Origin of the sequence: Pseudoalteromonas sp. PAB 2.2, assembly GCF_001938575.1 — a bacterium.
Lineage (GTDB): Bacteria > Pseudomonadota > Gammaproteobacteria > Enterobacterales > Alteromonadaceae > Pseudoalteromonas > Pseudoalteromonas lipolytica.
Map to the genome: position 1 here is coordinate 87,479 of NZ_LYPI01000019.1, position 23,467 is coordinate 110,945.

Annotated in this window: 28 protein-coding genes; 14 read left to right on the top strand and 14 right to left on the bottom strand. The window is 42.2% G+C overall.

All coding sequences use genetic code 11. From position 1 onward, the window contains the following. The first annotated feature begins 6 nt into the window (after positions 1-6). The 4 genes from BWD47_RS16775 to BWD47_RS16790 all read left to right on the top strand — a co-directional run bounded on the left by BWD47_RS16775 (position 7) and on the right by BWD47_RS16790 (position 2,687). Positions 7-333: a hypothetical protein gene (locus tag BWD47_RS16775; RefSeq protein WP_036971355.1), complete on the top strand. Its 327-nt coding sequence runs from the start codon at positions 7-9 to the stop codon at positions 331-333. An 80-nt stretch (positions 334-413) separates the two neighbouring features. Next, the gene (locus BWD47_RS16780) at positions 414-920 is read left to right on the top strand and encodes a copper chaperone PCu(A)C (RefSeq protein ID WP_075594344.1); all 507 of its coding nucleotides are present in this window, start codon (positions 414-416) and stop codon (positions 918-920) included. Between the two features lie 8 nt (positions 921-928). Next, entirely contained in the window at positions 929-1,915 is a 987-nt protein-coding gene (locus tag BWD47_RS16785) for a DUF2333 family protein (protein ID WP_065978189.1), read from the top strand. A gap of 4 nt (positions 1,916-1,919) precedes the next feature. Further along, a complete protein-coding gene (locus BWD47_RS16790; protein WP_075594345.1) occupies positions 1,920-2,687 on the top strand; it encodes a TIGR04219 family outer membrane beta-barrel protein in 768 nt (255 codons plus the stop codon). A 17-nt stretch (positions 2,688-2,704) separates the two neighbouring features. On the opposite strand, the gene BWD47_RS16795 is transcribed toward BWD47_RS16790, so the two are convergent. After that, the gene (locus tag BWD47_RS16795; RefSeq protein WP_065978187.1) at positions 2,705-3,592 is read right to left on the bottom strand and encodes a TIGR03899 family protein; all 888 of its coding nucleotides are present in this window, start codon (positions 3,590-3,592) and stop codon (positions 2,705-2,707) included. Next, complete coding sequence (locus BWD47_RS16800; RefSeq protein WP_075594346.1) at positions 3,561-4,067, bottom strand: SRPBCC family protein; 507 nt, start codon at positions 4,065-4,067, stop codon at positions 3,561-3,563. Before BWD47_RS16800 ends, BWD47_RS16795 begins: the two co-directional genes overlap by 32 nt. Before the next feature lie 254 nt (positions 4,068-4,321). Here BWD47_RS16800 and BWD47_RS16805 point away from each other — a divergent pair, with 254 nt between their 5' ends. Further along, positions 4,322-6,517, top strand: a complete 2,196-nt coding sequence (locus tag BWD47_RS16805; protein WP_075594347.1) for an EAL domain-containing protein — start codon at positions 4,322-4,324, stop codon at positions 6,515-6,517. Positions 6,518-6,638: 121 nt separating this feature from the next. After that, positions 6,639-8,816, top strand: coding sequence for a YgiQ family radical SAM protein (locus BWD47_RS16810; RefSeq protein ID WP_075594348.1), 2,178 nt, complete (start codon positions 6,639-6,641; stop codon positions 8,814-8,816). Between the two features lie 40 nt (positions 8,817-8,856). On the opposite strand, the gene mgtE is transcribed toward BWD47_RS16810, so the two are convergent. The 12 genes from mgtE to BWD47_RS16870 all read right to left on the bottom strand — a co-directional run bounded on the left by mgtE (position 8,857) and on the right by BWD47_RS16870 (position 18,224). Then, complete coding sequence (gene mgtE / locus BWD47_RS16815; RefSeq protein ID WP_036971332.1) at positions 8,857-10,215, bottom strand: magnesium transporter; 1,359 nt, start codon at positions 10,213-10,215, stop codon at positions 8,857-8,859. A gap of 215 nt (positions 10,216-10,430) precedes the next feature. Continuing rightward, complete coding sequence (locus BWD47_RS16820) at positions 10,431-10,703, bottom strand: HPr family phosphocarrier protein (RefSeq protein ID WP_036971331.1); 273 nt, start codon at positions 10,701-10,703, stop codon at positions 10,431-10,433. A 9-nt stretch (positions 10,704-10,712) separates the two neighbouring features. Then, the gene (rapZ, locus tag BWD47_RS16825; RefSeq protein ID WP_036971328.1) at positions 10,713-11,561 is read right to left on the bottom strand and encodes an RNase adapter RapZ; all 849 of its coding nucleotides are present in this window, start codon (positions 11,559-11,561) and stop codon (positions 10,713-10,715) included. Further along, positions 11,562-12,014 carry a PTS IIA-like nitrogen regulatory protein PtsN gene (ptsN, locus tag BWD47_RS16830; RefSeq protein ID WP_036971327.1) on the bottom strand — a complete coding sequence of 151 codons (453 nt, stop codon included), beginning with the start codon at positions 12,012-12,014 and terminating at the stop codon, positions 11,562-11,564. It abuts the gene before it with no gap. 3 nt (positions 12,015-12,017) lie between these two features. Continuing rightward, a complete protein-coding gene (hpf, locus tag BWD47_RS16835) occupies positions 12,018-12,305 on the bottom strand; it encodes a ribosome hibernation promoting factor (protein WP_036971325.1) in 288 nt (95 codons plus the stop codon). A gap of 26 nt (positions 12,306-12,331) precedes the next feature. Then, entirely contained in the window at positions 12,332-13,828 is a 1,497-nt protein-coding gene (locus tag BWD47_RS16840) for an RNA polymerase factor sigma-54 (protein WP_036971323.1), read from the bottom strand. 114 nt (positions 13,829-13,942) lie between these two features. Beyond that, positions 13,943-14,668: an LPS export ABC transporter ATP-binding protein gene (lptB, locus tag BWD47_RS16845; RefSeq protein ID WP_036971319.1), complete on the bottom strand. Its 726-nt coding sequence runs from the start codon at positions 14,666-14,668 to the stop codon at positions 13,943-13,945. Continuing rightward, positions 14,665-15,186: a lipopolysaccharide transport periplasmic protein LptA gene (gene lptA / locus BWD47_RS16850; RefSeq protein WP_036971315.1), complete on the bottom strand. Its 522-nt coding sequence runs from the start codon at positions 15,184-15,186 to the stop codon at positions 14,665-14,667. The genes lptB and lptA overlap by 4 nt, the downstream gene beginning before the upstream one ends. Then, positions 15,176-15,730, bottom strand: a complete 555-nt coding sequence (lptC, locus tag BWD47_RS16855) for an LPS export ABC transporter periplasmic protein LptC (protein WP_065978180.1) — start codon at positions 15,728-15,730, stop codon at positions 15,176-15,178. The genes lptA and lptC overlap by 11 nt, the downstream gene beginning before the upstream one ends. Next, positions 15,727-16,278 (bottom strand): 3-deoxy-manno-octulosonate-8-phosphatase KdsC, encoded by a 552-nt coding sequence (gene kdsC, locus BWD47_RS16860; protein ID WP_036971309.1) that lies wholly within the window; start codon positions 16,276-16,278, stop codon positions 15,727-15,729. Before kdsC ends, lptC begins: the two co-directional genes overlap by 4 nt. A 2-nt stretch (positions 16,279-16,280) precedes the next feature. After that, positions 16,281-17,252, bottom strand: a complete 972-nt coding sequence (locus tag BWD47_RS16865) for a KpsF/GutQ family sugar-phosphate isomerase (RefSeq protein ID WP_036971306.1) — start codon at positions 17,250-17,252, stop codon at positions 16,281-16,283. Positions 17,253-17,255: 3 nt separating this feature from the next. Next, positions 17,256-18,224, bottom strand: coding sequence for a calcium/sodium antiporter (locus BWD47_RS16870; RefSeq protein ID WP_036971303.1), 969 nt, complete (start codon positions 18,222-18,224; stop codon positions 17,256-17,258). Between the two features lie 248 nt (positions 18,225-18,472). Here BWD47_RS16870 and BWD47_RS16875 point away from each other — a divergent pair, with 248 nt between their 5' ends. The 8 genes from BWD47_RS16875 to BWD47_RS16910 form a co-directional block, all read left to right on the top strand. After that, entirely contained in the window at positions 18,473-19,291 is an 819-nt protein-coding gene (locus BWD47_RS16875) for an ATP-binding cassette domain-containing protein (protein WP_074989679.1), read from the top strand. Beyond that, positions 19,284-20,063 (top strand): lipid asymmetry maintenance ABC transporter permease subunit MlaE, encoded by a 780-nt coding sequence (gene mlaE, locus BWD47_RS16880; protein ID WP_036971298.1) that lies wholly within the window; start codon positions 19,284-19,286, stop codon positions 20,061-20,063. The genes BWD47_RS16875 and mlaE overlap by 8 nt, the downstream gene beginning before the upstream one ends. A 13-nt stretch (positions 20,064-20,076) precedes the next feature. After that, positions 20,077-20,625 (top strand): outer membrane lipid asymmetry maintenance protein MlaD, encoded by a 549-nt coding sequence (gene mlaD / locus BWD47_RS16885; protein WP_036971296.1) that lies wholly within the window; start codon positions 20,077-20,079, stop codon positions 20,623-20,625. Between the two features lie 2 nt (positions 20,626-20,627). Then, entirely contained in the window at positions 20,628-21,305 is a 678-nt protein-coding gene (locus BWD47_RS16890) for a phospholipid-binding protein MlaC (protein ID WP_036971294.1), read from the top strand. Continuing rightward, on the top strand, positions 21,298-21,591 hold the full coding sequence (locus BWD47_RS16895; protein ID WP_036971292.1) for a lipid asymmetry maintenance protein MlaB: 294 nt from the start codon (positions 21,298-21,300) through the stop codon (positions 21,589-21,591). The genes BWD47_RS16890 and BWD47_RS16895 overlap by 8 nt, the downstream gene beginning before the upstream one ends. A gap of 5 nt (positions 21,592-21,596) precedes the next feature. Further along, positions 21,597-21,854, top strand: a complete 258-nt coding sequence (locus BWD47_RS16900; protein ID WP_065978178.1) for a BolA family protein — start codon at positions 21,597-21,599, stop codon at positions 21,852-21,854. Between the two features lie 15 nt (positions 21,855-21,869). After that, entirely contained in the window at positions 21,870-23,129 is a 1,260-nt protein-coding gene (gene murA, locus BWD47_RS16905) for a UDP-N-acetylglucosamine 1-carboxyvinyltransferase (protein WP_075594349.1), read from the top strand. 133 nt (positions 23,130-23,262) lie between these two features. Then, positions 23,263-23,467, top strand: a 205-nt coding sequence (locus BWD47_RS16910; RefSeq protein WP_178387078.1) for a transposase domain-containing protein, incomplete at its 3' end; no start/stop codon positions are given.

The window sequence follows — 23,467 nt, forward strand, 5'->3', positions numbered from 1 at the left end:
CTGGTCATGAAAACGTTAGCTATTATTGTCTTAGCAATTTTACTACTGTGCACAGATACATTTGCATTTGTATCCTTTGATTCATGGCAGCTGCCTTTATCAATAGCCGATATGAGCTGGGCTGGGCTTGAGGTGGTTGGTGCACTTGTCGCTGTTATTGCTCTAGTTGCTGGGGTTGCTTTATTTACCATAGGCTTAATTGGTGCAGGTGTGGTTGCTTTAGTCGGGGTAGTGCTTGCGTTTTTATTTGGTTCTGTGGTGATTGCATGGCCCTTGTTATTAATTGCAGCTTTGTGTTGGCTGATTGCTGATAACAAGAAATCACCAGCTTAAGGTACGAATAAACTGCCTTAATAAATAAAGTATGCTAAATTTAGCGGGTAAGTTGATGTCTTAACAAGGATTAAAACATAATGAAACTGTTGCCCGCATTCTCTTTTCTTATCACAAGTTTATTTTATAGTACTTTTTCATCTGCCCACAGCGGTCATGACCATAACGATGTTGCAGAAGTAACCGTGAGCAATGCCCAAGTTCGCGAATTTTTACCTGCCAGTAAGGCCAGTGTCGCTTATTTTACGATTACCAATCCGAGTCAGCAGGCTACAACATTAACAAAGGCAACACTGGATGGTTTAGGGCGCGTTGAAATTCATCAACATACCCATGTTGATGGCATGATGAAAATGGAACAGGTTATTTCGTTAGAGATAGATGCTCACAGCAGCATTGAATTCAAACCCGGTGGTTATCATTTGATGGTGTTTGACCCTGAAGATGAGTTAAAAGCAGGGCAAGAACGAAAACTCACGCTATATTTTAAAGATGGCAACCGAGTATTTACTCAAGCCAAAGTTGTCTCTTTACATGATATGTCTAAAGAGGCATCACAAAAAAGTAAAGAGCACTCACATCACTAGGAGGTACCATGTCTGAGCATAAAGGAAAAATAGCCAGTGCATTACTTATTATCTTAATTATTTTTTACGCGGTTTCGGTTTACTGGAGTAGTGAACCTGACCGTATGGATGTTGTAGGTAAGGCAAAGCAAGAAGCACAAATGCGTGGCGAAAAGTTTGTCACGGGGTACACCACTACGACAACGTTAATTAATGTAGCTAGTACATTATTGAATAAGCCCGGTGGTTACTTGTCTAACGATATTATGCCACCCAGTGTCATGATGGATAATATGCCTGCATGGGAATATGGGGCGCTTGAAATGACGCGTGACCTTGTATTATCAATGCGTAAGGACTTTAGTCGTTCTCAGTCTCAATCAACAGAGCATGAAGCACTTAAAAAAGCGCAGCCGCAGTTTAACATCAGTTCCGAAGCATGGGCGTGGCCAAGCGCTGAAGCTGAATATCAAAAAGGCATTGATTTACTTGTTGTTTATCGCAGCCAAATTGCCGACCAAAATGACAGAGACAGTCAATTTTATGCACGCGCTGATAATTTACGTGGTTGGCTAAAAGAAGCCGAAAAGCGCTTAGGCAGTTTAAGTCAGCGTTTAAGTGCAAGTGTTGGCCAAGAACGCCTAAACACTGACTTGGCCGGTGATACGGCTGCCCACCAAGCAACTTATGCACCATTACAAAACCAAGTGAAAACGTCGTGGTGGGAAATTGATGATGTATTTTACGAATCAAGGGGAGCCACGTGGGCGCTGTTACACTTTTTACAGGCTGTTGAATACGATTTCGCAGATGTCTTAGAAAAGAAAAATGCCCGTGTTAGCCTACAACAAATTATTCGTGAATTAGAAGCCACACAAGAAACGGTGTGGAGCCCAATGATTTTAAATGGCAGTGGTTTTGGTTTTGTTGCCAATCATTCACTGGTAATGGCAAATTATATTTCTCGAGCCAATGCGGCTCTAATTGAACTTAGCGAACTTTTAGCGCAAGGATAAAATGATGAAAAAGTACTGTTTAGCGGCCGCGCTTTCGATGGCCTGTTTAGCTCCTACAGCTCAAGCTGACACTCTATTAGGTTTATACCTTGGGGTAGATGGCTGGCAATCAGATAATAGCGGTAGCTTTGCTCAAGACGGTAATTTACAAAGTTTTAATTTTGAAGATGAGACTTTCACAAGCTACTATGCAGCACTAGAGCACCCAGTGCCTTTAGTGCCTAACATCAAATTAAAATACACAGAGCTTGAGCTGAATGGTTCAACCATGTTGGATGAGTCATTTAGTTTTGGTGGTTCAGATTATGTTGTTGGTACACAAGTAGGCACTGTCAGTGATCTTTCTCACGTAGATTACATTCTTTACTACGAAATTTTCGATAATGATTTAGTGTCGATTGATTTAGGTGTGAACGCCAAGCAATTTGACGGTGATATTGTCGTGACAGGTACCTCGCAAGACGGGGGCCCAAGCACAACAGAACGTGTTGATTTCTCTGGTTTTGTTCCTCTTGTATACGGCCGCGCAGAAGTGGGTTTACCGTTTACAGGTTTAAGTGTTTTCTTTGAAGGCAGCTTATTAGCGATTGATGACAGCAAAGTACAAGACTACCAAGCCGGTATTGCGTATGCGTTGCTTGATAATCTTGCTATCGATTTAGATGTTAAAGCGGGCTACCGTTCAATGACATTAGAATTGGATGATATTGATGATATCTATACGGATTTAGATGCATCAGGCCCATTTGCGGGTATCCAAATTCACTTTTAATTGAGTATGCTGGCAGGTTATTTTGTAGCTTGCCAGCTTATTTCAAACTCATCGTCTAATGAGGTTGTTAGTATTTGCTTATAAGCCTTATTGATAGGTGAGACGATCAGTTTTCTTAATTCATCCCCCGTTTGTGTAAACTTATAATAGCTCAATACAAGGTCATTACTTTTTGCTTTTAAAATGAGTCGTTGATTCATAAAGCTTAGTGAGAGTTCTTGGCCAGCTTTCAATACTGCTGACTCTATTTCTTTACGATACAATAAGTTGATATCCATCAACGTTAAAATATCAGGAAAACTAACAGGGGTTTTACCCAAATTAAGGGAGACTTTGTTACCTTTTCTGAGTAAATCAAACAAGGATGGCTTTTTATAAAAGCCTAACAAAATTAGGTGACTGTTGTCTTTTTCGTTGTAGCCACATAGCGACGTGCTGCGTTGCAGTGCATCTGCTTCACGTTGTGTCATGTACTTCAGCGTTTGCAAACTCTTGATTGAAAATGTGCCAGGTGAGACGGTTTCACCAGCCAGTATTTTAGCCCATAGTTTTTGCATCGAGATGTTTGCGGTGTCTTCACATAAGCTAATAAATCGTTCTATCCAGTCAGAATCAGGCTGTTGTTGGCCTGTAACATCTGGGCAAAATGCCATCGCCATTGCCATGATGGTTTCAATATTCTCTTGGCGCTTAATAAATTGAATTTCTTGGCGTGTTTGCGCTCGTTGCAGTAAGCTGGCTTCTGCATTTATTTTATACGCTAACTGCTGCTGCCCTTGTGAAGAGTAGCTGTCATCGCTGGGACTGTTGATTTTGACAGTCGATGACTTATGAATGGGATAACCAAGCTGGTTTTCAATGATATTAGCAAGATTAACTCTTGCCTGAGCCGCTTTGACTGTCATCGGGAGCAATGGCCTTGTTGTTAGTAGCTAACTGCGCAGTGGTCTTAATATTATTGAGCGCCAGTTTAACCGTGTTGTTAAGAATATATTGGCTTAGCAAAGCGAGGTAGCCGCCAATAATAGGGGTATTTACTTCACCATGTAGGGTGCAGATAATCTCAACTTCACTGCCTTTACCAACATAGCTTATCGTACCTTGGGCGATATGTTCCTGATTAAACAAAATATTGAAAGTCATTTTATCTGGACTTAACTGGGTGATTGTCATTTCACCTGAGCCAAACTTACTTTGCCAAAATTGATGAGCTCCAACGCCTTTACTTGGCTCAGCGACAGTAAACTTAATACTGGGATCAACTGCTTGCCATGGTTGCCAGCGTGGCCATTGTGTGAAATCGCTCACTAAGCTGGCTATTTCATCCGGCGCTGCTGTGACGTTAACCGACTTATTAACGGTGTATTTTTGTGACAGCATTAGGCCAATTACCAAGGCGATTAGCGCACTGATAAACAGCGATTTTAGGCATAAAATGAATAATTTAATGATCCCACCTCAGGCAATAATTTGATAGCTTTCATAACATTATACGTATCATAGACTATAATCTACACAGTATAAGTTATCACTAATGTATCATAGCCGAATAAGTGATAGAATTTTAAGCAACACTGTAAACCGGAATTGAGCCATCGTTACTGTTTTACGCTGATTTGTCTAAGGAATTATTAATGGCATCAGAATCTAACGACTTTTTGTTTAGTGACCAAGATGATGAGCCACTATTGAGCGAAACAGCCTCAGAGTTTTGGGATGTCTTAATTGTTGACGATGATCCAGAAATACATTCAGTAACAAAGTTGGCACTCTCAGGCGTTGAGTTTTGGGATAAAGGTCTGCGTTTTCATCATGCGTATTCCGGAGCAGAAGCACTTTCTGTGCTTAAAGATAATCATTCAATTTCCGTTGTATTACTGGATGTAGTTATGGAATCTGATGATGCGGGCTTGCAAGTTGTGAAGCAAGTTAGAGAGTCCCTCAATAATCATAATGTGCGCATTATTTTGCGCACGGGTCAACCAGGCTACGCACCAGAAGAAAAAGTAATTCGTGAATACGACATAAACGACTATAAAACAAAAACAGAGCTTACCCGCAGTAAGCTTATTACTGCGCTCGTGACGGCGATTCGTTCTTATGAGCAGGTCTGTCAGCTGGAGTTTCAAAGTCGAGCACTCAATAACATCCTCTATGCCTCAAAAGCTATTTTAGGTTTCACAGATATCAAAGCGTTTACCATGGCGGTAATAAAGCAGCTTTCATTTATTTTAGAGTGTGAGCCACAAGGGTTGCTATGCGGATCATTAGACGATGATAACCAAGTCTGTGTGCTTGGTGGTTGTGTCGAATACAACGAGTTTATTGGCCAAGGTGTTGAGCAGTTAGACAATGGGCGTATCATTTTACAGGTGAAAAACTGTTTAGAGCAGGACACACATCAACACACTGAAATTGATAGCACTTACCTACTAAAAAGTAAAAATCGCCAAGCCGCTATATACTTAGAGACCGCACATATCCCGAGTGAGTCGCAGTTACAATTTGCAGAAATATTTCTCACCAATGTGAGTGTGGGACTTGATAATGTGCGTTTGTTTAACCGTTTACGTGATGCGGCTTATAAAGATACGTTAACCGGCCTTTCTAATCGCAATGATTTTATGAACAAGGTCGAGCGTTTTTATCATCCTGGTAAAAATGATTATGTTTTTTTACTGATCGACGTTGCGCAGTTTTCAGATATTAACAATGGGTTAGGCCAAGAAATTGGCAATTTAATACTCGTTGCTATCGTTGATAGGTTACGTCAAGAGTACCCTCAAGCTGAGTTGATATCGCGAATTGGTGCCGATGTATTTGGCTTATTACTGCCAAAAGAGCAATGTGACATTGAGATGTTATGTGAGCATTTAAGCTTGCCATTCAATGCGGGTGAGCACATTTTGCCGATCAATTTTAAAATTGGTATGTGCTGCCAAGGGGATTTCAAGCCATCAGGTATCGAAACCCTAAAGCTCGGTTATATTGCATTAAACCAAGCAAAAAAACAGTCAATGGAGGCTGTTATTACTTATACGCCTGACATGGAAGAGCAAATGGCATGGCGGTTAGGCATTATCAGACAGCTTCGCCAAGATTTTGAACAGCGTAAACTCGAAGTGTGGTTTCAGCCACAACTCGATTTGAAAACATTAGACATCATAGGATGTGAAGCTTTATTGCGATGGCCCTCAGGTAATGGCCAGTACATTTCACCCGCCATATTTGTGCCGATGGCTGAAGATGCGGGTTTAATTGTCGAAATAGGTCAATGGGTATTAGAGCAAGCATGCATGCAGCAAAAGCGTTTGGAGCAACTCGGTTTTGCAATTAGCATTGCAGTTAATGTCTCGGTGCCGCAATTTAAAGTGAAAGGTTATGCGCAGCGTGTAAAAGACACCTTAATTAATTACCAAGTTGAACCAAAGTTTATTGAGCTTGAAGTAACCGAGAGCGTTGTAATGGACGAACTTAGTAATGTTATTACGACGTTGCAGGAGCTTAAAGACTTTGGGATCGAAATTGCTATCGATGACTTCGGTACGGGCTTCTCATCATTAAGTTATTTACAACGCTTACCACTCGATCGACTAAAAATAGACAGGGCATTTATCAAAGACCTTCCCGGTGAAGATTGTGAAGCCATTGCGGCGTTAATTATTTCTTTAGGCGCAAGATTAGGGTTGAAAACGATTGCTGAAGGAGTTGAAACACAAGCCCAAGCAGACTATTTGAGTGAACTTGGTTGCGATGAAGTGCAAGGCTTTATGTACGCTAAACCTATGCCAGAGAAAGAGTTAATTACGTATTTACAAGCTAAGCACTAATTGGCTTTGATAAAACTCAACGATTTAAAAGCGCCCTTCCATTTGAAGGGCGTTTTGTTTTCTATAATAATCCTTAAGAGTGGGGTATAATTCGCCCCTTTTTGGTAGCAGAGTACATTTTATGAGCGCATTAAAAGCCGAGCGTGGCCTGTTTTCTTACCCTAAGTATTGGGCCGAATGCTATGGCGCAGCGCCATTTTTACCAACCACCCGAGCAGAGATGGATGCGCTAGGCTGGGACAGCTGTGATGTTATTATTGTCAGTGGTGATGCCTATGTAGACCACCCAAGCTTTGGAATGGCTGTTATCGGGCGCATGCTTGAATCACAAGGTTTTCGCGTTGGTATTATTGCCCAGCCAGATTGGAATTCTAAAGATGCTTTTATGACACTTGGAAAACCAAACCTCTTTTTTGGGGTGACTGCGGGCAATATGGACTCAATGATCAATCGTTATACTGCCGAAAAACGTATGCGTCATGACGATGCTTACACACCTGGTAATGTTGGGGGAAAGCGTCCTGACCGTGCAGTTGTTGTTTATAGTCAGCGTTGTCGTGAAGCGTATAAAGATGTGCCATTAGTGATTGGTGGTATTGAAGCGAGTTTACGCCGTATTGCGCATTATGATTACTGGCAAGAAAAAGTGCGCCGAAGCATATTGTTCGACGCCAAAGCTGATATTTTGATCTATGGTAATGCTGAGCGTCCATTGGTCGAGGTTGCTCATCGTATTGCAGCCGGTGAGAGTGTCGATTCAATTCAAGACATTCGTGGTACTGCGGTTATTCGTAAAGAGCCATTACCAGGGTGGCGCGGCAGTGATTCAACAGCCATCGATAAAATTGGCAAAATTGACCCGATCCCTAATCCGTATGGTGCGGATGATGTTGGCTGCAGTAAATCTGAATTTAAACAAGCCGGTATTGATTTAAGTGCTGAGGCGGCAAAGCCGATAACAATTCAGCCAGCGCGTCCTAAGCCTTGGGAAAAAACCTATGTTAAGTTGCCAGCTTATGAGCAAGTAAGTGTAAACAAGCCTTTGTATGCGCATGCATCGCGTATTTTACACCAAGAAACAAATCCCGGATGTGCACGTGCATTATTTCAGCGCCATGGCGATCGTTCTATTTGGGTCAATCCGCCGGCTTTTCCGCTTGAAACAGAAGAGATGGATGGCGTTTTTGGTTTGCCATATCAACGTATTCCACATCCAAGTTATGGTGATGAAAAAATTCCTGCTTACGAGATGATCAAAACGTCCGTGAATATCATGCGAGGCTGTTTTGGTGGGTGTTCATTTTGTTCGATTACTGAACATGAAGGACGTATTATCCAAAGTCGCTCAGAACAATCTATCATTGACGAAATTGAACAAATTCGTGACAAGGTGCCAGGGTTTACAGGGGTTATCTCTGACTTAGGCGGCCCAACAGCGAACATGTATAAATTACGTTGTAAGAGTAAAAAAGCAGAAAGTACATGCCGTCGTTTATCGTGTGTTTACCCTGATATTTGTAAACATATGGACACCGACCACACGCCGACGATTGAGTTATATAAAAAAGCACGTGATGTAAAAGGGATTAAAAAGATCTTAATTGCATCGGGTGTGCGTTACGATTTAGCCGTTGAAGACCCTCGCTATGTTAAAGAGCTGGTCACTCACCATGTTGGTGGTTACTTGAAAATCGCACCGGAACACACCGAAGATGGCCCGTTATCGAAAATGATGAAGCCAGGTATGGGCGCTTACGACAAGTTTAAAGAGTTGTTTGATAAATACTCGAAAGAGGCAGGTAAAAAGCAGTATTTGATCCCGTATTTCATCTCAGCTCACCCAGGCACCAAAGATGAAGACATGGTGAATATGGCGCTGTGGTTAAAATCGAATGACTTTAAGCTTGATCAAGTTCAGAACTTTTATCCTTCACCCATGGCGAATGCGACGACAATCTATCATACCGAGATGAACTCGTTGCGTAATATTAAAAATAACACGGAGCAAGTACCTGTTCCAAAAGGGGCACGTCAGCGTCGTCTGCATAAGGCAATTTTGCGTTACCATGATCCGGCTGGTTGGCCGATGATCCGTGAAGCTCTTAAAAAAATGGGTAAAGCGAATCTCATTGGTAAAGGCCCTCATTGTTTAGTTCCTGAGGAAGGGCGCAATGAAAAGGCTGCTAAAGGGAAAGGGCGCACAGGCCGAGCTGCACTAACCCGACACACAGGTTTTAGCCAATTTAAGAAGGCGAACACCAAACCGCGTGTTGGTAAAAATAAGCAACGAGCAACATAGATTATACAAAGCAAAACGGCCCACAAGGGCCGTTTTTAGTTTAAATAAGTAACCAAGTCGCAGTGCCTAAAAAGGCAAAAATACCCACTATATCTGTCACCGTCGTAAGCACTACGCTGCCTGCTAATGCAGGGTCAATTTTCATTCTCTTTAAAATAAGCGGAATACTGGCCCCTGCAATACCTGCTGCCACTAAGTTCATGAACATAGCAAAGGCAAGCACCGCACCGAGTTTAAAGTCCCACTGCCACAGCGCGACAACACCCGCGATTAAAATAGACCAAATTACCCCGTTTAGCGCGCCGATAGCGAGCTCTTTGAGTAATAAAAAGCGTTGGTTGGTTTGGTTTATATGGCCAACAGCAATACCACGAATAACAAGTGTAAGCGTTTGGCTGCCTGCTACGCCTCCCATTGAGGGAACAATACCATTTAGTACAGCAAGAATAGGTAAGATAGCTAATGTATTCTCGAAAAAACTAGCGACTATTGCAGCGAGTAAAGCGGTTAATAAGTTGACTCCTAGCCAAATAGAGCGGCGCTGCGAGCTTTTCAATACGGGAGCAAAAGTATCTTCTTCATCATCAAGACCCGCTAAGCTTAATAAGCTATGTTCGGCATCTTCACGGATAACGTCAACGATATCATCGATGGTAATACGCCCTAGTAAGTGCGCGTTATCATCTACAACGGGGGCTGAAATCCAGTTATGGCGTTCGAATAATTGTGCCACGTCGCTTTCATCCATCGATATTAAGATAGATTCACAGTCTTCATCCATCAGGTCGCGAACCACTTTATCTGAGGGATTGGTCAACAACGTCGTTAAAGATAATGCCCCTAAAAAGCAATTATGTTTATCAACGACGTATAAATCATCGGTGCCTTCAGGTAAATCGCCGCGTAAACGCAGATAGCGTAAAACAACATCTAGTGTGACGTCTGGGCGAATGGTTACCGTATCGCTGTTCATCAAGGCACCAGCTGAGCGCTCTTGATAAGACAGGGCTTGGGTGGCTCTTTCTCTATCTTGCGAGTCCATGGCGCCGACAACGTCTTGGTAGACTGTATCAGGTAGGCTACGAAGAACCTCACCTAAATCATCGTCGTCCATGTCTTCGGTTGCGGCAGCAATGTGCTCAGGTTCCATTTGGGCAATAATGCCTAAACGTACATCTTCTGAGAGCTCTTCTAATACGTCACCACGCACATCAGGGTCTACCAGCTGCCAAAGCATACGGCGAATTTTATGCGGAGATGATTCTAAAAGGAGTGCGGTATCACACGGTGCTGTTTTTGCTAACATGCCGCGCACTTGAACAAATTGACCACTATTGAGTGACTTGGTCACCTGTTTTAGTTGTTGTAGCGGGTAATCTTGTTCAAAGGCTTCTGGCATTGGCGTCCTTACAACTGAAAAAATAGCTTAAAATCTGACTCAGCAAATACAGCATAGTTGCTAAATTTAGTATTTGCAGGGATATCGCCGCACTGAGATAAATTTACTAAGAAAAATGTATTTTAGAGAAGCGAGCGATATAAAAGTAGGATATTTAACAGGAATTTTAAATACCCAATGCAAGTTTAACGTAAACAGTCAAGGCTTAGCAAATGCTATTCTTGTTCATGAAAGCGTTGTGCAATTAATTCGCCTATTGCATTGAGTGCTGCGTCAGCATCGGGGCCTTCACACACCACACGGACTTCTTTGCCTTGGCTGCTCTCGAGTAACATTAAGGCTAATACACTATCGCCTTCGGCTTCTTTATCGTCTTGGTAAAGGGTTATTTTAGCATCGAATTGCAGTGCAAGTTGTGCTAAAACCGTGGCTGCTCGTGCATGTAAACCTAGCTTATTTTGGATTAAAAAAGTGTCTTCAGCATGCATCGTCGTTGCCTATTGGGTATCTTGCTCGCGGTGGCGTATTTTCACGTTTGCGTGACTTTTCGAAAAGCTCTCACCAATGGTTTGCGCTAAGTAAACTGAGCGATGTTGTCCACCTGTGCAGCCAATCGCAATGGTTAAATAACTGCGATTATTTCGCTCTAGGTGAGGGAGCCATGTTTGTACAAAGGTTTGAATTTGCCATGTAAACTTTTGCACTATGCTGTGACTAGCAAGGTAATCTTTTACTGGTTGGTCTAAGCCTGTCAGTGGTTTTAGATCCGGTTCCCAGTGTGGATTCGGTAAAAAGCGAGCATCAAATACGTAATCAGCTTCTTTTGGAATACCGTGCTTAAAGCCAAACGACATAAAAGTAATAATGAGCTTTTTGTCTTTTTTACCCAGTATTTTTTCGCGAATAGATTCGGCAAGCTGATGCACGCTGAGATCGGTCGTATCAATCATAAAATCGGCACGGGTGATCAAAACATCCAGTAATACTTTTTCTTGTTTAATCGCTAAATCAAGCGGCAGCGAGTCAATCGATAATGGGTGTAAGCGGCGTGTTTCAGAGAATCGTTTGATCAGTGTTTGATCATCACTATCTAAATAAAACAACGTAGGTTTTGCAAAGCCCGGTAAATACTCAAGAATATCGTTAAATTCTTGCTGTTCTTTCGGCAGGTTACGCACATCGATACTTACAGCAATTTTGTCGTAATTATCTGACACACTGCGTACTAACGAAGGAAGCAGGTTTACAGGAATATTATCAACGCAGTAATAGCCTAAGTCTTCAAGTACTCGTAAAGCGACTGATTTACCTGAACCAGAGCGACCGCTGATAATAATTAATTCCATTTATGCCTCTGATGCAATGACTTTAAACAGATCACTATCTGTTTTAGCACTGCGTAGCTGTTTACAAAATTCTTTGTCTTTAAGTCTATCAGCAATTGTTGATAAGGTCTTTAGATGAAGCTGACAGTCACCATCTGGTACGATGAGTGCGACAAAAATATCCACTGGACGATTATCAATTGCATCAAAATTTATAGGTGACTCACTCACAATTACAAATGCGTGTGGCTGATCTGCACCGCTCATACGACCATGTGGAATCGCAATACCTCGGCCAATACCCGTGCTGCCCAATTTTTCTCTGTTCAATAGGGCATTGAGTATATCTTGCTGAGATAAATGAGGGAGCTGCTCATGAGCCAGTTCGCTGATAAATTCGAGAATTCTTTTTTTGCTATTAAAAAGGACCGCAGCTTTGCTGCAGTCCTGGTTAGTAAGTGAACTAAGTTTCATAATTTAGTGTCGAGCTAATTTCTCTTTGTGTTTAATTACTTGACGATCAAGTTTATCGATTAACGAGTCGATGGCTGCATACATATCTTGGTGTTCAGTAGAGGCAAATAACTCGCCTCCGTTTACATGTAAAGTTGCTTCTGCTTTTTGGCTTAGTTTTTCTACATCTAGAATGACATGAACATTATTAATGTGGTCAAAATGCCTTTCTAGTTTCGCAAACTTGGTGTTTACATAGTCTCTTAATGAATCTGTGATTTCTACATGACGACCAGTTAAATTTAGTTGCATAAGCATTTTCCTTCTATGTAAAACGTCTAAATCAGACTCTTACGCTGATTCGACGGAGGTATTGCTAGAGACTCTCGATATTTTGCTATTGTCCGTCTAGCTACTTTAATTCCTTGCTCAGCCAATATATCTGCAATTTTGCTATCACTCAATGGTTTAGCTGTGTTTTCTGCGGCGATTAGCTTTTTGATTAAAGCGCGAATTGCCGTAGATGAACACTCACCCCCATTTTCAGTGCTTACATGGCTGGAGAAGAAATATTTCAACTCAAAAATTCCCCGCGGGGTATGCATGTATTTTTGTGTTGTTACTCGCGAAATTGTTGATTCATGCATTTCGACCATTTCTGCGACATCATTTAATACCATGGGTTTCATGGCCTCAGGACCATGTTCAAAGAAAGCCTGTTGTTGTTGAACAATACAGTTAGTCACTTTTAATAACGTGTCATTACGGCTTTCTAAGCTTTTAATAAACCATTTTGCTTCTTGTAAATGAGAGCGAATAAATTGGCTATCACTGCTTGATTTTACAGAACGTGACATCGCCGCATAGTGGCTATTCACTCTGATTTTCGGCATGCAGTCTGGGTTTAGTTCAACTACCCAACGGCCTTTTATTTTTTTTACGGATACATCGGGTATCACGTATTCAGACTCTTCTCTAACAATGGTATCCGCAGGCTTTGGATTTAAGCTGTGGATCAATGTCATGACTTCTTTCAGCTCACTTTCTTTAAGCTTAGTCTTTTTCATCAAAGTGCGATAGTCACGACTCGCTAATAATTCAATATGTTCTGATAACACCATTTTAGTTTCAGCTAAATAGGGGGTGTCAGCATCGAATTGGCGTAATTGAATACACAAACATTCTTGTAAACTACGGGCGCCAATACCGACAGGATCGAATAATTGGATTCTTTTTAAGACAGCTTCGACTTCATCAAGTTCGATTTCTTCTTCATCGTTATTTTGATTGAAGCTTTCAACAATGTCTTCGCAGCTTACGGTTAAAATACCCGAATCATCAATTGCCTCAACAATCGCAACGGCAATCGCTTCGTCTGTTGGGCTGAATGGAGTCAGTTGTAACTGCCACATTAGGTATTCGTGGAGAGTTTCGGTTGATGCGCCTTGGTAAATTGATTCATCTTCAGGCATTGGACCTGAGGAACTTGATGGGGCAGCACTCATGTACTCATCCCACGTAACATCCATTGCTAAGTCGTCACTTACGGTGTCTTTGTTGAGGGCATCACTGCTTTCTTGCTCGTACTCGCTTGCAGCTTCGTCAGCCGACGCGCTTAGTTGGGTATCGTCAGATTCGGCTTTCTGCTCGTTCTTGCCAATACTCTCTTCTGCATAATCTGCTTCTTCAACTTCAAGCAAAGGGTTAGAGTCTAACGCTTCTTGAATTTCTTGCTGGAGATCCAATGTACTGAGCTGCAACAAACGGATAGCCTGTTGCAGTTGTGGAGTCATTGTAAGTTGCTGGCCCATGCGCAGCTGTAATGATTGCCTCATGTATCCCTAACAATCCTTTTTAGTCTTATCAAACAATAGCACGATGCCGTTAACTATTTATTTGATTTATTGTCATTGTTATAAGTCTAGCAGATGCTCTAGTCGGTGGCGTATTTAAAGCCTGAATTGCTCGCCTAGATACACATCGCGTACAGTTTGGTCGGCTAACACATGTTCAGGTGTACCTGATGCAATTAGCTCCCCATGAGAAACAATGTAGGCTTTTTCACAAACATCAAGGGTTTCTCTCACATTGTGGTCAGTAATTAATACACCAATACCACGATTTTTTAAGTGCTCAATAATTTTCTTTATATCTAACACTGAAATAGGATCAACACCAGCAAAAGGCTCATCGAGCAAAATAAATTTAGGGTCAGCGGCCAGTGCGCGTGCTATTTCAACACGACGGCGTTCACCCCCTGACAATGCCATACCTTGGCTGTCACGAATGTGTTGAATGCTAAATTCATCAAGTAAGCTGTTAAGTGTTTCTTCGCGGCCTTGTTTATTGAGATCTTTACGGGTCTCTAAAATGGCCATTAAGTTTTGATAAACGGTCAGTTTTCTAAAAATCGATGATTCTTGTGGCAAATAGCCAATACCTAAGCGAGCGCGGCTGTGCATTGGCAATAAGGTGATATCGTTATCATCAATGCTTATTTTACCTTTGTCACTGGGCACTAATCCCACAATCATGTAAAAGGTGGTTGTTTTACCTGCGCCATTTGGCCCAAGTAAACCGACAATGCTGCCAGCTTCTACCTCAAGGCCTACATTTTTTACAACTTGGCGACCCTTATAGCTTTTAGCTAATAGCTCTGCTTTTAGTGTGCTCATGGCTGGCCTTCATCGTTCTTTTTGTTATCAACAGGCACTAAAATAGTGTGTACACGATCGGTCGAGTTTTCATCTTTCTCGGCACTTATCAGTTGCTGTTCCATATCGTATGTAATGCTCTTGGCACTGACTTTTTGGCCTGCTTGAGTCACTTGTGCATTGCCAACGAGTGTTAATAAGCGTTTAGCAACATCGTAACGAACTTCTTCAGCACTGGCGCTCATAATAGTGCCGTCAGCTTGTTTTTCTTCAAAGTAAGCGGGCTTTCCTGTGGCAATAATTAATTCAACCGTGCCTTCAACTTCACCTGCATGTGCTTCGAGTCGATCCGCTGTAATACGACGGTTACCATGTATGATCTCGACATTATCTTCGAAGATACCAATGCCATTTTTTAGCTGACCTTCTTGGCGATCAGAGCTAATGCTGATTGGTGTGCCAGCCTGCTCAGCAGCTGCGCCAGAAAACGCAATCAATAAGCTTGGGATCAGGAGTAATTTCTTAAGTTTATTGGTCATAGTATATGGTTCGTGTATGGTTAGTTAACTCAACAATTTCGGCTTTTAAATCGGCTTTTAAACCTTTACCGGTAATTTTTAAATTCGGTCCTGTCAGCGTGACAGGTTGCTTAGAAAACATGGTCATTTTGTCAATGTCGATGTTAATGTTCTCAGCTTTAATATCTTCGATCATGCCATTATGGGTAAGGTTTTTAGCAACTACATCCCCTTCGAATACAAGCTGATCGTTTTCATATAACGTGGCTTCTTTGGCTTTTACTTGCCAAACTTGCTGATCACCGTAAATGGTGAAAATGGGTTGCTCAAAAAAGGTGAACCCGAGCTGTTGATACAGCTCCATTTTAGCAGCGGCCACTTTATGACTGATTTTACCTTGATCATCATAGGCTGTTTGCTTTAATGCGATTGCGGTATAATCAGGTGTAGCGATAATCTCGTCTTCACTGAGCACTGTGTTTGTCGGTTGATTAAAGTACGGATACCATAACCAAACCATGCTACAAACAAAAACAACACTTAGTAAAATACGGGCTATATTCATGCGCTCGTTCCATCGCTAGTTAGCGGTTTGCCATTTTCTAGCATTAATAAATCAGTTAGTTCACGCACAGCTCCAAAGCCACCAGGTAACAGGGTGGTGTAATGAGCCAGTTTTTTGATTAATGGATGAGCATCATTAACAGCAACGGCAAATCCGACTTTTTCCATAACCGGTAAGTCTGGACCATCGTCACCAATATAGGCAATTTGCTCATCTGTTAAGCTAAGTTTATCTTTTAACTCTTGATAAGCAATGAGCTTATTTTCTTGGCCCTGATAAATATGTTGTACCGTAAGGCTAGTCATTCGCTGCTGAACTATTTGTGAATGGCGTCCCGTGATAACGGCCACCTGAAAACCACTATTGATAAGGGCTTTAATGCCGAATCCATCTTTTGTATTGAAAGCTTTAAGCTCTTCGCCTTGATTGCCTAAATAAATACGGCCATCTGAAAAAACACCATCAATATCACAAATAAGCAGTTTTATTTTTTGAGCACGTTGACTCACGTCTGTGCTTACTGGTTGGTAAAGCTCAGCAAATGTCATGCTTAAAGTACTCCTGCTTTTAAAAGGTCTTGCATGTTAAGCGCGCCAATGGGGGTGTTGCTTTTGTCGATTACAATCAGACCATTAATACGTTTACGTTCCATAATATTAAGCGCTTCTGCGGCCAGCATATCAGCGTGTGCAGTTGTGCATGAGCGAGTCATTACTTGGCTAATTGCGGTGCTGTGAATATCAACCCGTTGCTCTAAAATACGTCGTAAATCACCATCAGTAAAAAGTCCCGATAGTGTGTTGTCATCACCAACAATTGCAGTCATACCGAGGCCTTTTGCCGACATTTCAATTAATGCATCTTTGATACTTTGCGATTCATTAACAATGGGAGTGGCCTCACCTGCGTGCATAACATCACTAAGACAAAGCAATAAACGTTTTCCTAAGCTTCCGCCTGGGTGAGAAAGTGCAAAATCGTCTGCTGTAAAGCCTCTTGCCTCAAGCAGTGCTACAGCCATTGCATCGCCCATGACTAGCGTTGCCGTTGTGCTGGCTGTTGGCGCAAGGCCCAGTGGGCACGCTTCTTTGCTTACTTTAATACACACATGTACGTCAGAAAGCGTGGCCATTGTTGAGTCTGGGTTGCCTGTTAGCGAAATCATTTTTGCGCCAATGCGCTTAATGACAGGAATAATACTGACAACTTCGCTCGTTTCCCCTGAATTTGAAATGCACATAACCACGTCATCACGGGTAATCATACCAAGGTCACCGTGGCTTGCTTCACCTGGGTGAACAAAAAATGCAGGTGTTCCTGTGCTGGCGAGTGTGGCAGCAATTTTATTACCTACGTGGCCTGACTTGCCCATGCCAATAACGATAATTCGCCCAGTACATTGGAACATTAATTGACAGGCATTATTGAAATGCTGGTCAATGTATTGATCAATTTCTTTTAATGCTTGCGCTTCAATTTCGAGTACGCGCTTGCCTTGCGCGATAAAGCTATGTTGCGTCATTGATTATCCTATTTGGCTGAAAATATAGCCTTGATATGCAATAAATGCGACTAACAAAAAGCCACCTTCAATTCTATTGATACGACGTGCACCTTTTAAGTTCAATGACATGGCAATTAACACAATGGTGGCCGCTATCATAATAAGTGCATCGCGGTTAGCGGCTGATGGGTCGATAACCGATGGATTAATAATACCTGCCAGTGGCAGTACAGCCAGCAAATTAAAAATATTTGAGCCAACAATGTTGCCCAGTGCTAAATCGTCTTCATTTTTTAAGACACCTGCAATACAGGCAGCAAGCTCAGGTAAACTGGTACCAATAGCAATAATTGTTAAACCAATAACCAGATCAGAAAGACCAAAATATTTGGCAATATCAACCGCCGAACCCACTAGAAAGTGTGAGCTAATTGGTAGCAAAATCATGCCGACCACAAGCCATAATACTGCCGAACGCGTGCTGACATTATCGGGCACATCTTCACAGGCTTCACTAACAAAAGGGTCATCTTGATTTTTTGCTCGCAATGAAATGATCACTAATCCGGCAATAAATACGGCAAAAGCAAGTATTAAAGCAATCCCTTCGGCGAATGAAAAATAGTTGTCTGAAAATACATACCACGCGCCAATCGATACGATTAACACAAGTGGCATTTCGCGTTTTAGCGTCATTGAAGAAACAGACAGAGGACGTAATAGGGCCGTGACTCCCAGTACAAGCAGAATGTTGGTAATATTAGAGCCAATAGCGTTTCCGACAGCGGTATCCGTTTTGTTTGCAAGTGCTGCAGATGCCGACACCATCATTTCAGGTGCTGATGACCCCATAGCCACAACCGTTAAACCGATAATTAGGGTGGGGATCCCCATATTTTTTGCCAGCGCGGCTGCCCCATAAACAAAACGATCGGCACTCCAAACGAGTGCTGCAAAACCAATAATTAAAATGACAAAAGAAGTCACCATTGTGATACGCCAATATTACTTAAACAGATGACTGCAAATAGTAACAAAACCGAACCTGAAAGTATAAGTAAAAGAATGAGCTGGCAATGATTAAGGGCGGTGTTGTTACAATCTTAATTTAAGCGGGGGTTAAGCCATACGTTATTAGTCTTAGATTCATTTGATAGTAAATATTACAAAATTTTACGATTTGTTTTTTCCATCTTGACTAAAAAACCCTTAAAATGGCAGAACTAGTGAAAAAAGTTATGGAGAGCGACTTGTCGCAATCAATAGTAGAAATCAAGGATGTAACCTTTTCACGGGGCGATAGAATCATATATAAAAATATGAGTTTTAACATTCCGAAAGGCAAAATAACCGCTATCATGGGACCCAGCGGCATTGGTAAAACCACCATGTTGCGTTTAATTGGCGGTCAACTTAAGCCTGATTCTGGTGACATTTTATTTGAGGGCAACAGTATTCCAAGCATGTCGCGCAAGGAGCTGTACGCTGCCCGAACCAAAATGAGTATGCTGTTTCAAAGCGGCGCTTTATTTACCGATATGTCTGTATTTGACAATATCGCTTTTCCTTTGCGTGAACATACTCAACTTAGTGAAGATCTTATTCGCCTTGTCGTGCTCATGAAATTACAAGCGGTTGGTTTGCGTGGTGCGCAAGACTTAATGCCTTCAGAGTTATCTGGAGGAATGGCACGCCGTGCGGCGTTAGCGCGCTCTATTGCGCTTGACCCCGAACTTATCATGTATGATGAGCCATTCGCTGGCCAAGACCCAATTTCAATGGGGGTGTTGGTTAAATTAATAAAGTCATTAAACCAAGTGTTAGGTTTATCTTCATTAATTGTGACGCACGATGTGACAGAGGTACTCAGTATTGCTGATCATGTCATTATTATTGCTGATCAAGGCGTGATTGGTGAAGGCTCGCCTGAGCAAATGCTAAATCATCAATCAGAGCTTGTTCAGCAGTTCTTAAAAGGGTTGTCGGATGGTCCTGTCCCATTTCATTATCCTGCTCCTGCGTATGAAGAAGAGTTGTTAGGGGTACACCATGCTTGATCTATTACAGAGGTTAGGTCACAAAACGCTAGGGCGTTTTGCTGCGCTTGGTCGCTCTACGCAAATGCTGTTTGGTGCTTTGGTGAGTGTGCCAAACGTTAAAAAAGGCACGCCATTACTGATCCGCCAATTGTATATGGTCGGGTCACAGTCATTACTCATTATCATGGTATCTGGCTTATTTATCGGTATGGTGCTCGCGCTGCAGGGCTACACCGTATTAGTTGGCTATGGCGCCGAAGACAGTTTAGGTCCCTTAGTGGCGCTGAGTTTGCTTCGTGAGTTAGGGCCTGTTGTCACCGCTTTGTTATTTGCAGGTCGAGCAGGCAGTGCGCTGACCGCTGAAATTGGTTTAATGAAAGCTACAGAACAATTATCAAGCTTAGAAATGATGGCGATAGACCCACTGAAACGCATTATTGCACCGCGTTTTTGGGCGGGTTTTATAAGCATGCCATTGTTGGCTCTTATTTTTTCTGCCGTCGCTATTATTGGGGCGCATTTAGTGGGGGTTGATTGGCTAGGTGTTGACTCAGGTAGTTTCTGGTCGATTATGCAATCGCAAGTGTCATTTCAAGAAGACATTGTAAATGGCATGATTAAAAGTTTTGTTTTTGCCATGATTGTGACGTGGATTGCGCTTTACAAAGGCTATGACTGTATTCCTACTTCTGAGGGGATCAGCAAAGCGACAACAGAAACCGTTGTGCACTCGTCACTGGCAGTTTTAGGTTTTGACTTTATTTTAACAGCGGTAATGTTTACCAGCTAATTAGGGTATAAAGATGAATTCACGGAAATTAGAAATTTTAGTTGGCTTTTTTGTAGCCCTTGGTATTGCTGCGTTTGCTTTATTAGCATTTAAAGTGGCTAACGCTGGCATTAGTGGTAACGGTGAAACTTACCAACTGAATGCAAAGTTTGAAAATATTGGCTCTTTAAAAGCCCGTGCCCCAATTAAAGTCGGGGGCGTGGTGATTGGACGTGTTGAGTCTATTTCAATTCACCCAAAAGAGTTTGTGCCAGTGGTTAATATGGCCATTGACGCCAATTATTTATGTAAGTTTTCAGACACAACGTCTATCTCTATCTTAACATCAGGGATTTTGGGTGAGCAGTATTTGGGGATTAATCCTGTTATTGCACCGCAATCTGCTGAACAACGTTGTATGGGTGAAGATGTGACTGTGGATGAGCAAGATGCAGGATTGGATGATTTGTTCGGTGTTGAAAGTAGAGCGCTCGCCGATGGTGACTTTATTACCGATACAAAATCAGCGTTAGTATTAGAAGAGTTGATTGGTCAGTTCTTATTCAACCAGGGTGGTGAATAATTATGTTTAAGAAATTTTTAATCTGTTTGGCTGTGGTATTTGCGTTTAATACACAGGCCGCTGAACCCGCGGTTGATTTAAAAGACCCTTATAAAATGGTGCGTAAAGTGTCTGACAACACTTTTGCAAGAATCACCAACGATCAACCACTAATAGAGAAAGACAAAGAGTATCTTCGTACTATTGTTGAAGAAGAGTTAATGCCCTACATTGATTACAAATACGCGGCATTGCGTGTATTGGGTAATCATGTCTCAAAAGTGCGTGCGATTGAAGATAAAGAAGAAAAAGCCAAAGCGATTAAAGAGCTTCAGCGCTTTATCGATGTATTTCAAAAATATTTGATTGCCACATACGCCGGTGTGTTTACTCAGTACACCAATCAAAGTGTCGAGTTTGCACCTGCGCAGCCGTTTAAAGGCCAAGATGTTGTCGTTGTAAAAACGAAGATTGTTGAACCAGGTAAACCTGATATTAAAATCGATTTTAAAGTACGCGAAGACAGAGATGGAAATTGGCGTGCATACGATATGATTGCTGAAGGTATCAGTTTACTAGATGCTAAGCAAAGCGAAATGCAAGGTATCCTTCGCCAGCAAGGTATTGAGTATGTGAGTGACTTACTTGAGCAAAAGAGCCAGCTACCTGTTCAGTTTAGAGGCGAAGGTGGTGATGAGTAAAATATCGATTACTCAGCTTGAAGATAACCAGTTTCGAGTCAGTGGTGAACTGACTCGAAATTCAATCGGCCATGAACGCCTTCTTAACGCTAAGCCAGAATCTAAGCATAAAACATGGTATTTTGACCTTTCTGATGTATCGAGGGTTGACACAGCGGGCTTAGCTTGGTTAATTCACTCTTTCGCAGAATTAAAGCAGCAAGGTATTCGCCTTGAACTGCAAAATACACCTGAGCAATTGCAAAAGTTAATGCAGTTGGGGCAGGTCACAAACTTATTTGAGTGAGATTTATGGAAACAAGCCAAGTCGAAACGTTATTACGCGACGAACTAAAATTAGATGAAGTCATTGTTAAAGCAAATGGTAGCCACTATGAAGTGATTGCAGTGGGTGAGTGTTTTGACGGTTTAACTCGCGTTAAAAAACAGCAATTGGTGTATGCCCCGTTAATGTCAACTATCTCAGACGGTACAATTCATGCGGTGTCAATTAAAGCATTCACACCCACTGAATGGAAACGCGAACAAAAATTCATTTTACCTCAATAGTCGTAGGCTCCACTTATGGATCAATTCGTTATTCAAGGTGGTACCTCACTGGCAGGTGAAGTTACTATCTCTGGCGCTAAAAATGCCGCTCTTCCAATTCTTTTTGCTGCGCTTTTAGGGCAGGGTAAAAGTACTTTTAGCAATGTGCCTCGTTTACGCGATATTGGTACCACAGAGGCTTTATTAAAGACCTTAGGTGCTAATGTTGAATGGCAACAAGATGCGCTGGTTATCGACGGTGCAACCGTTAATAAAACACTCGCTCCGTATGAGTTAGTAAAGCAAATGCGTGCATCAGTGCTTGCACTTGGCCCGCTTGTGGCACGTTTTGGTGAAGCACAAGTATCGCTGCCTGGCGGCTGTGCGATAGGTGCACGTCCTGTTGATATCCATATCCAAGGCCTTGAGCGTATGGGGGCGGTTATCAAAGTAGAAAACGGCTATATTAACGCCAAAGTAGACGGTCGTTTGAAAGGCGCTGAAATTTTCATGGAGATGGTAAGTGTAGGGGCCACAGAAAATTTATTGATGGCAGCAACACTGGCTGATGGCAAAACGGTGCTTGAGAATGCAGCACGTGAGCCTGAAATCATGGACCTTGCTAACTGTTTAATTGCCATGGGGGCAAAGATAACCGGAGCCGGTACGAGCCGAATTGAAGTTGAAGGTGTCGAATCACTGTCAGGCTGCGAGTACAGTATTTTACCTGACCGTATCGAAACGGGCACTTTTTTGGTTGCTGCTGCGATGGCCGGTGGTGAAGTGCTTTGTAAAAACACCGATCACCATAGCCTTGACCCTGTTATTGAGAAACTGCGTGCGACAAATGCATTCGTAGAAGTAACCGATAACAGTATTTACTTAGATATGCGTGGCCGTGAATTAAAAGCAGTGAATATTAAGACCATGCCACATCCTGGCTTCCCAACAGACATGCAAGCACAATTTACCGCGCTTAATGTCGTAGCGAAGGGCAGTGCAACAATTACCGAAACGATATTTGAAAATCGTTTTATGCATGTCCCTGAGTTACAGCGTATGGGAGCCAATATCCGCTTAGAGGGCAACACGGCGATTTGTGGTGATACCGAAAGGTTATCGGGTGCACAAGTGATGGCGACGGATTTACGTGCGTCAGCCAGTCTTATACTGACGGGGATTGTGGCACAAGGTGAAACAATCGTTGATAGGATCTATCACGTTGACCGTGGTTATCAACGCATAGAAGATAAGCTCAGTGCATTGGGTGCTAATATTAAGCGTCGTTCGAGTTAAGAGCAGCACTGCTTGTTTAAAAAGGCCTATATTATATAGTAATGCCGATCAGTTAAGACTTTAATCGGCGGATCAGTTGAATGATCCCCTCTATATGTAAAAATCCGATAGACCCTGTTTATCGGATTTTTTTATGCACGTATCTCAAGCCCTCAACATTATTAACAGTTACAAACCAAATCAAGTTGAAACACTCGCAGACCTTTTGCCCATTGAACTTATCAATAGTGCTTACGAACTCACTGATACGGTTACTCTAAGAAAGCGAAAGCTCACTTTAGAGTCGATGGCATGGCTACTGGTTGGAATGGCAATCTATAACGATAAGTCCATGGCTG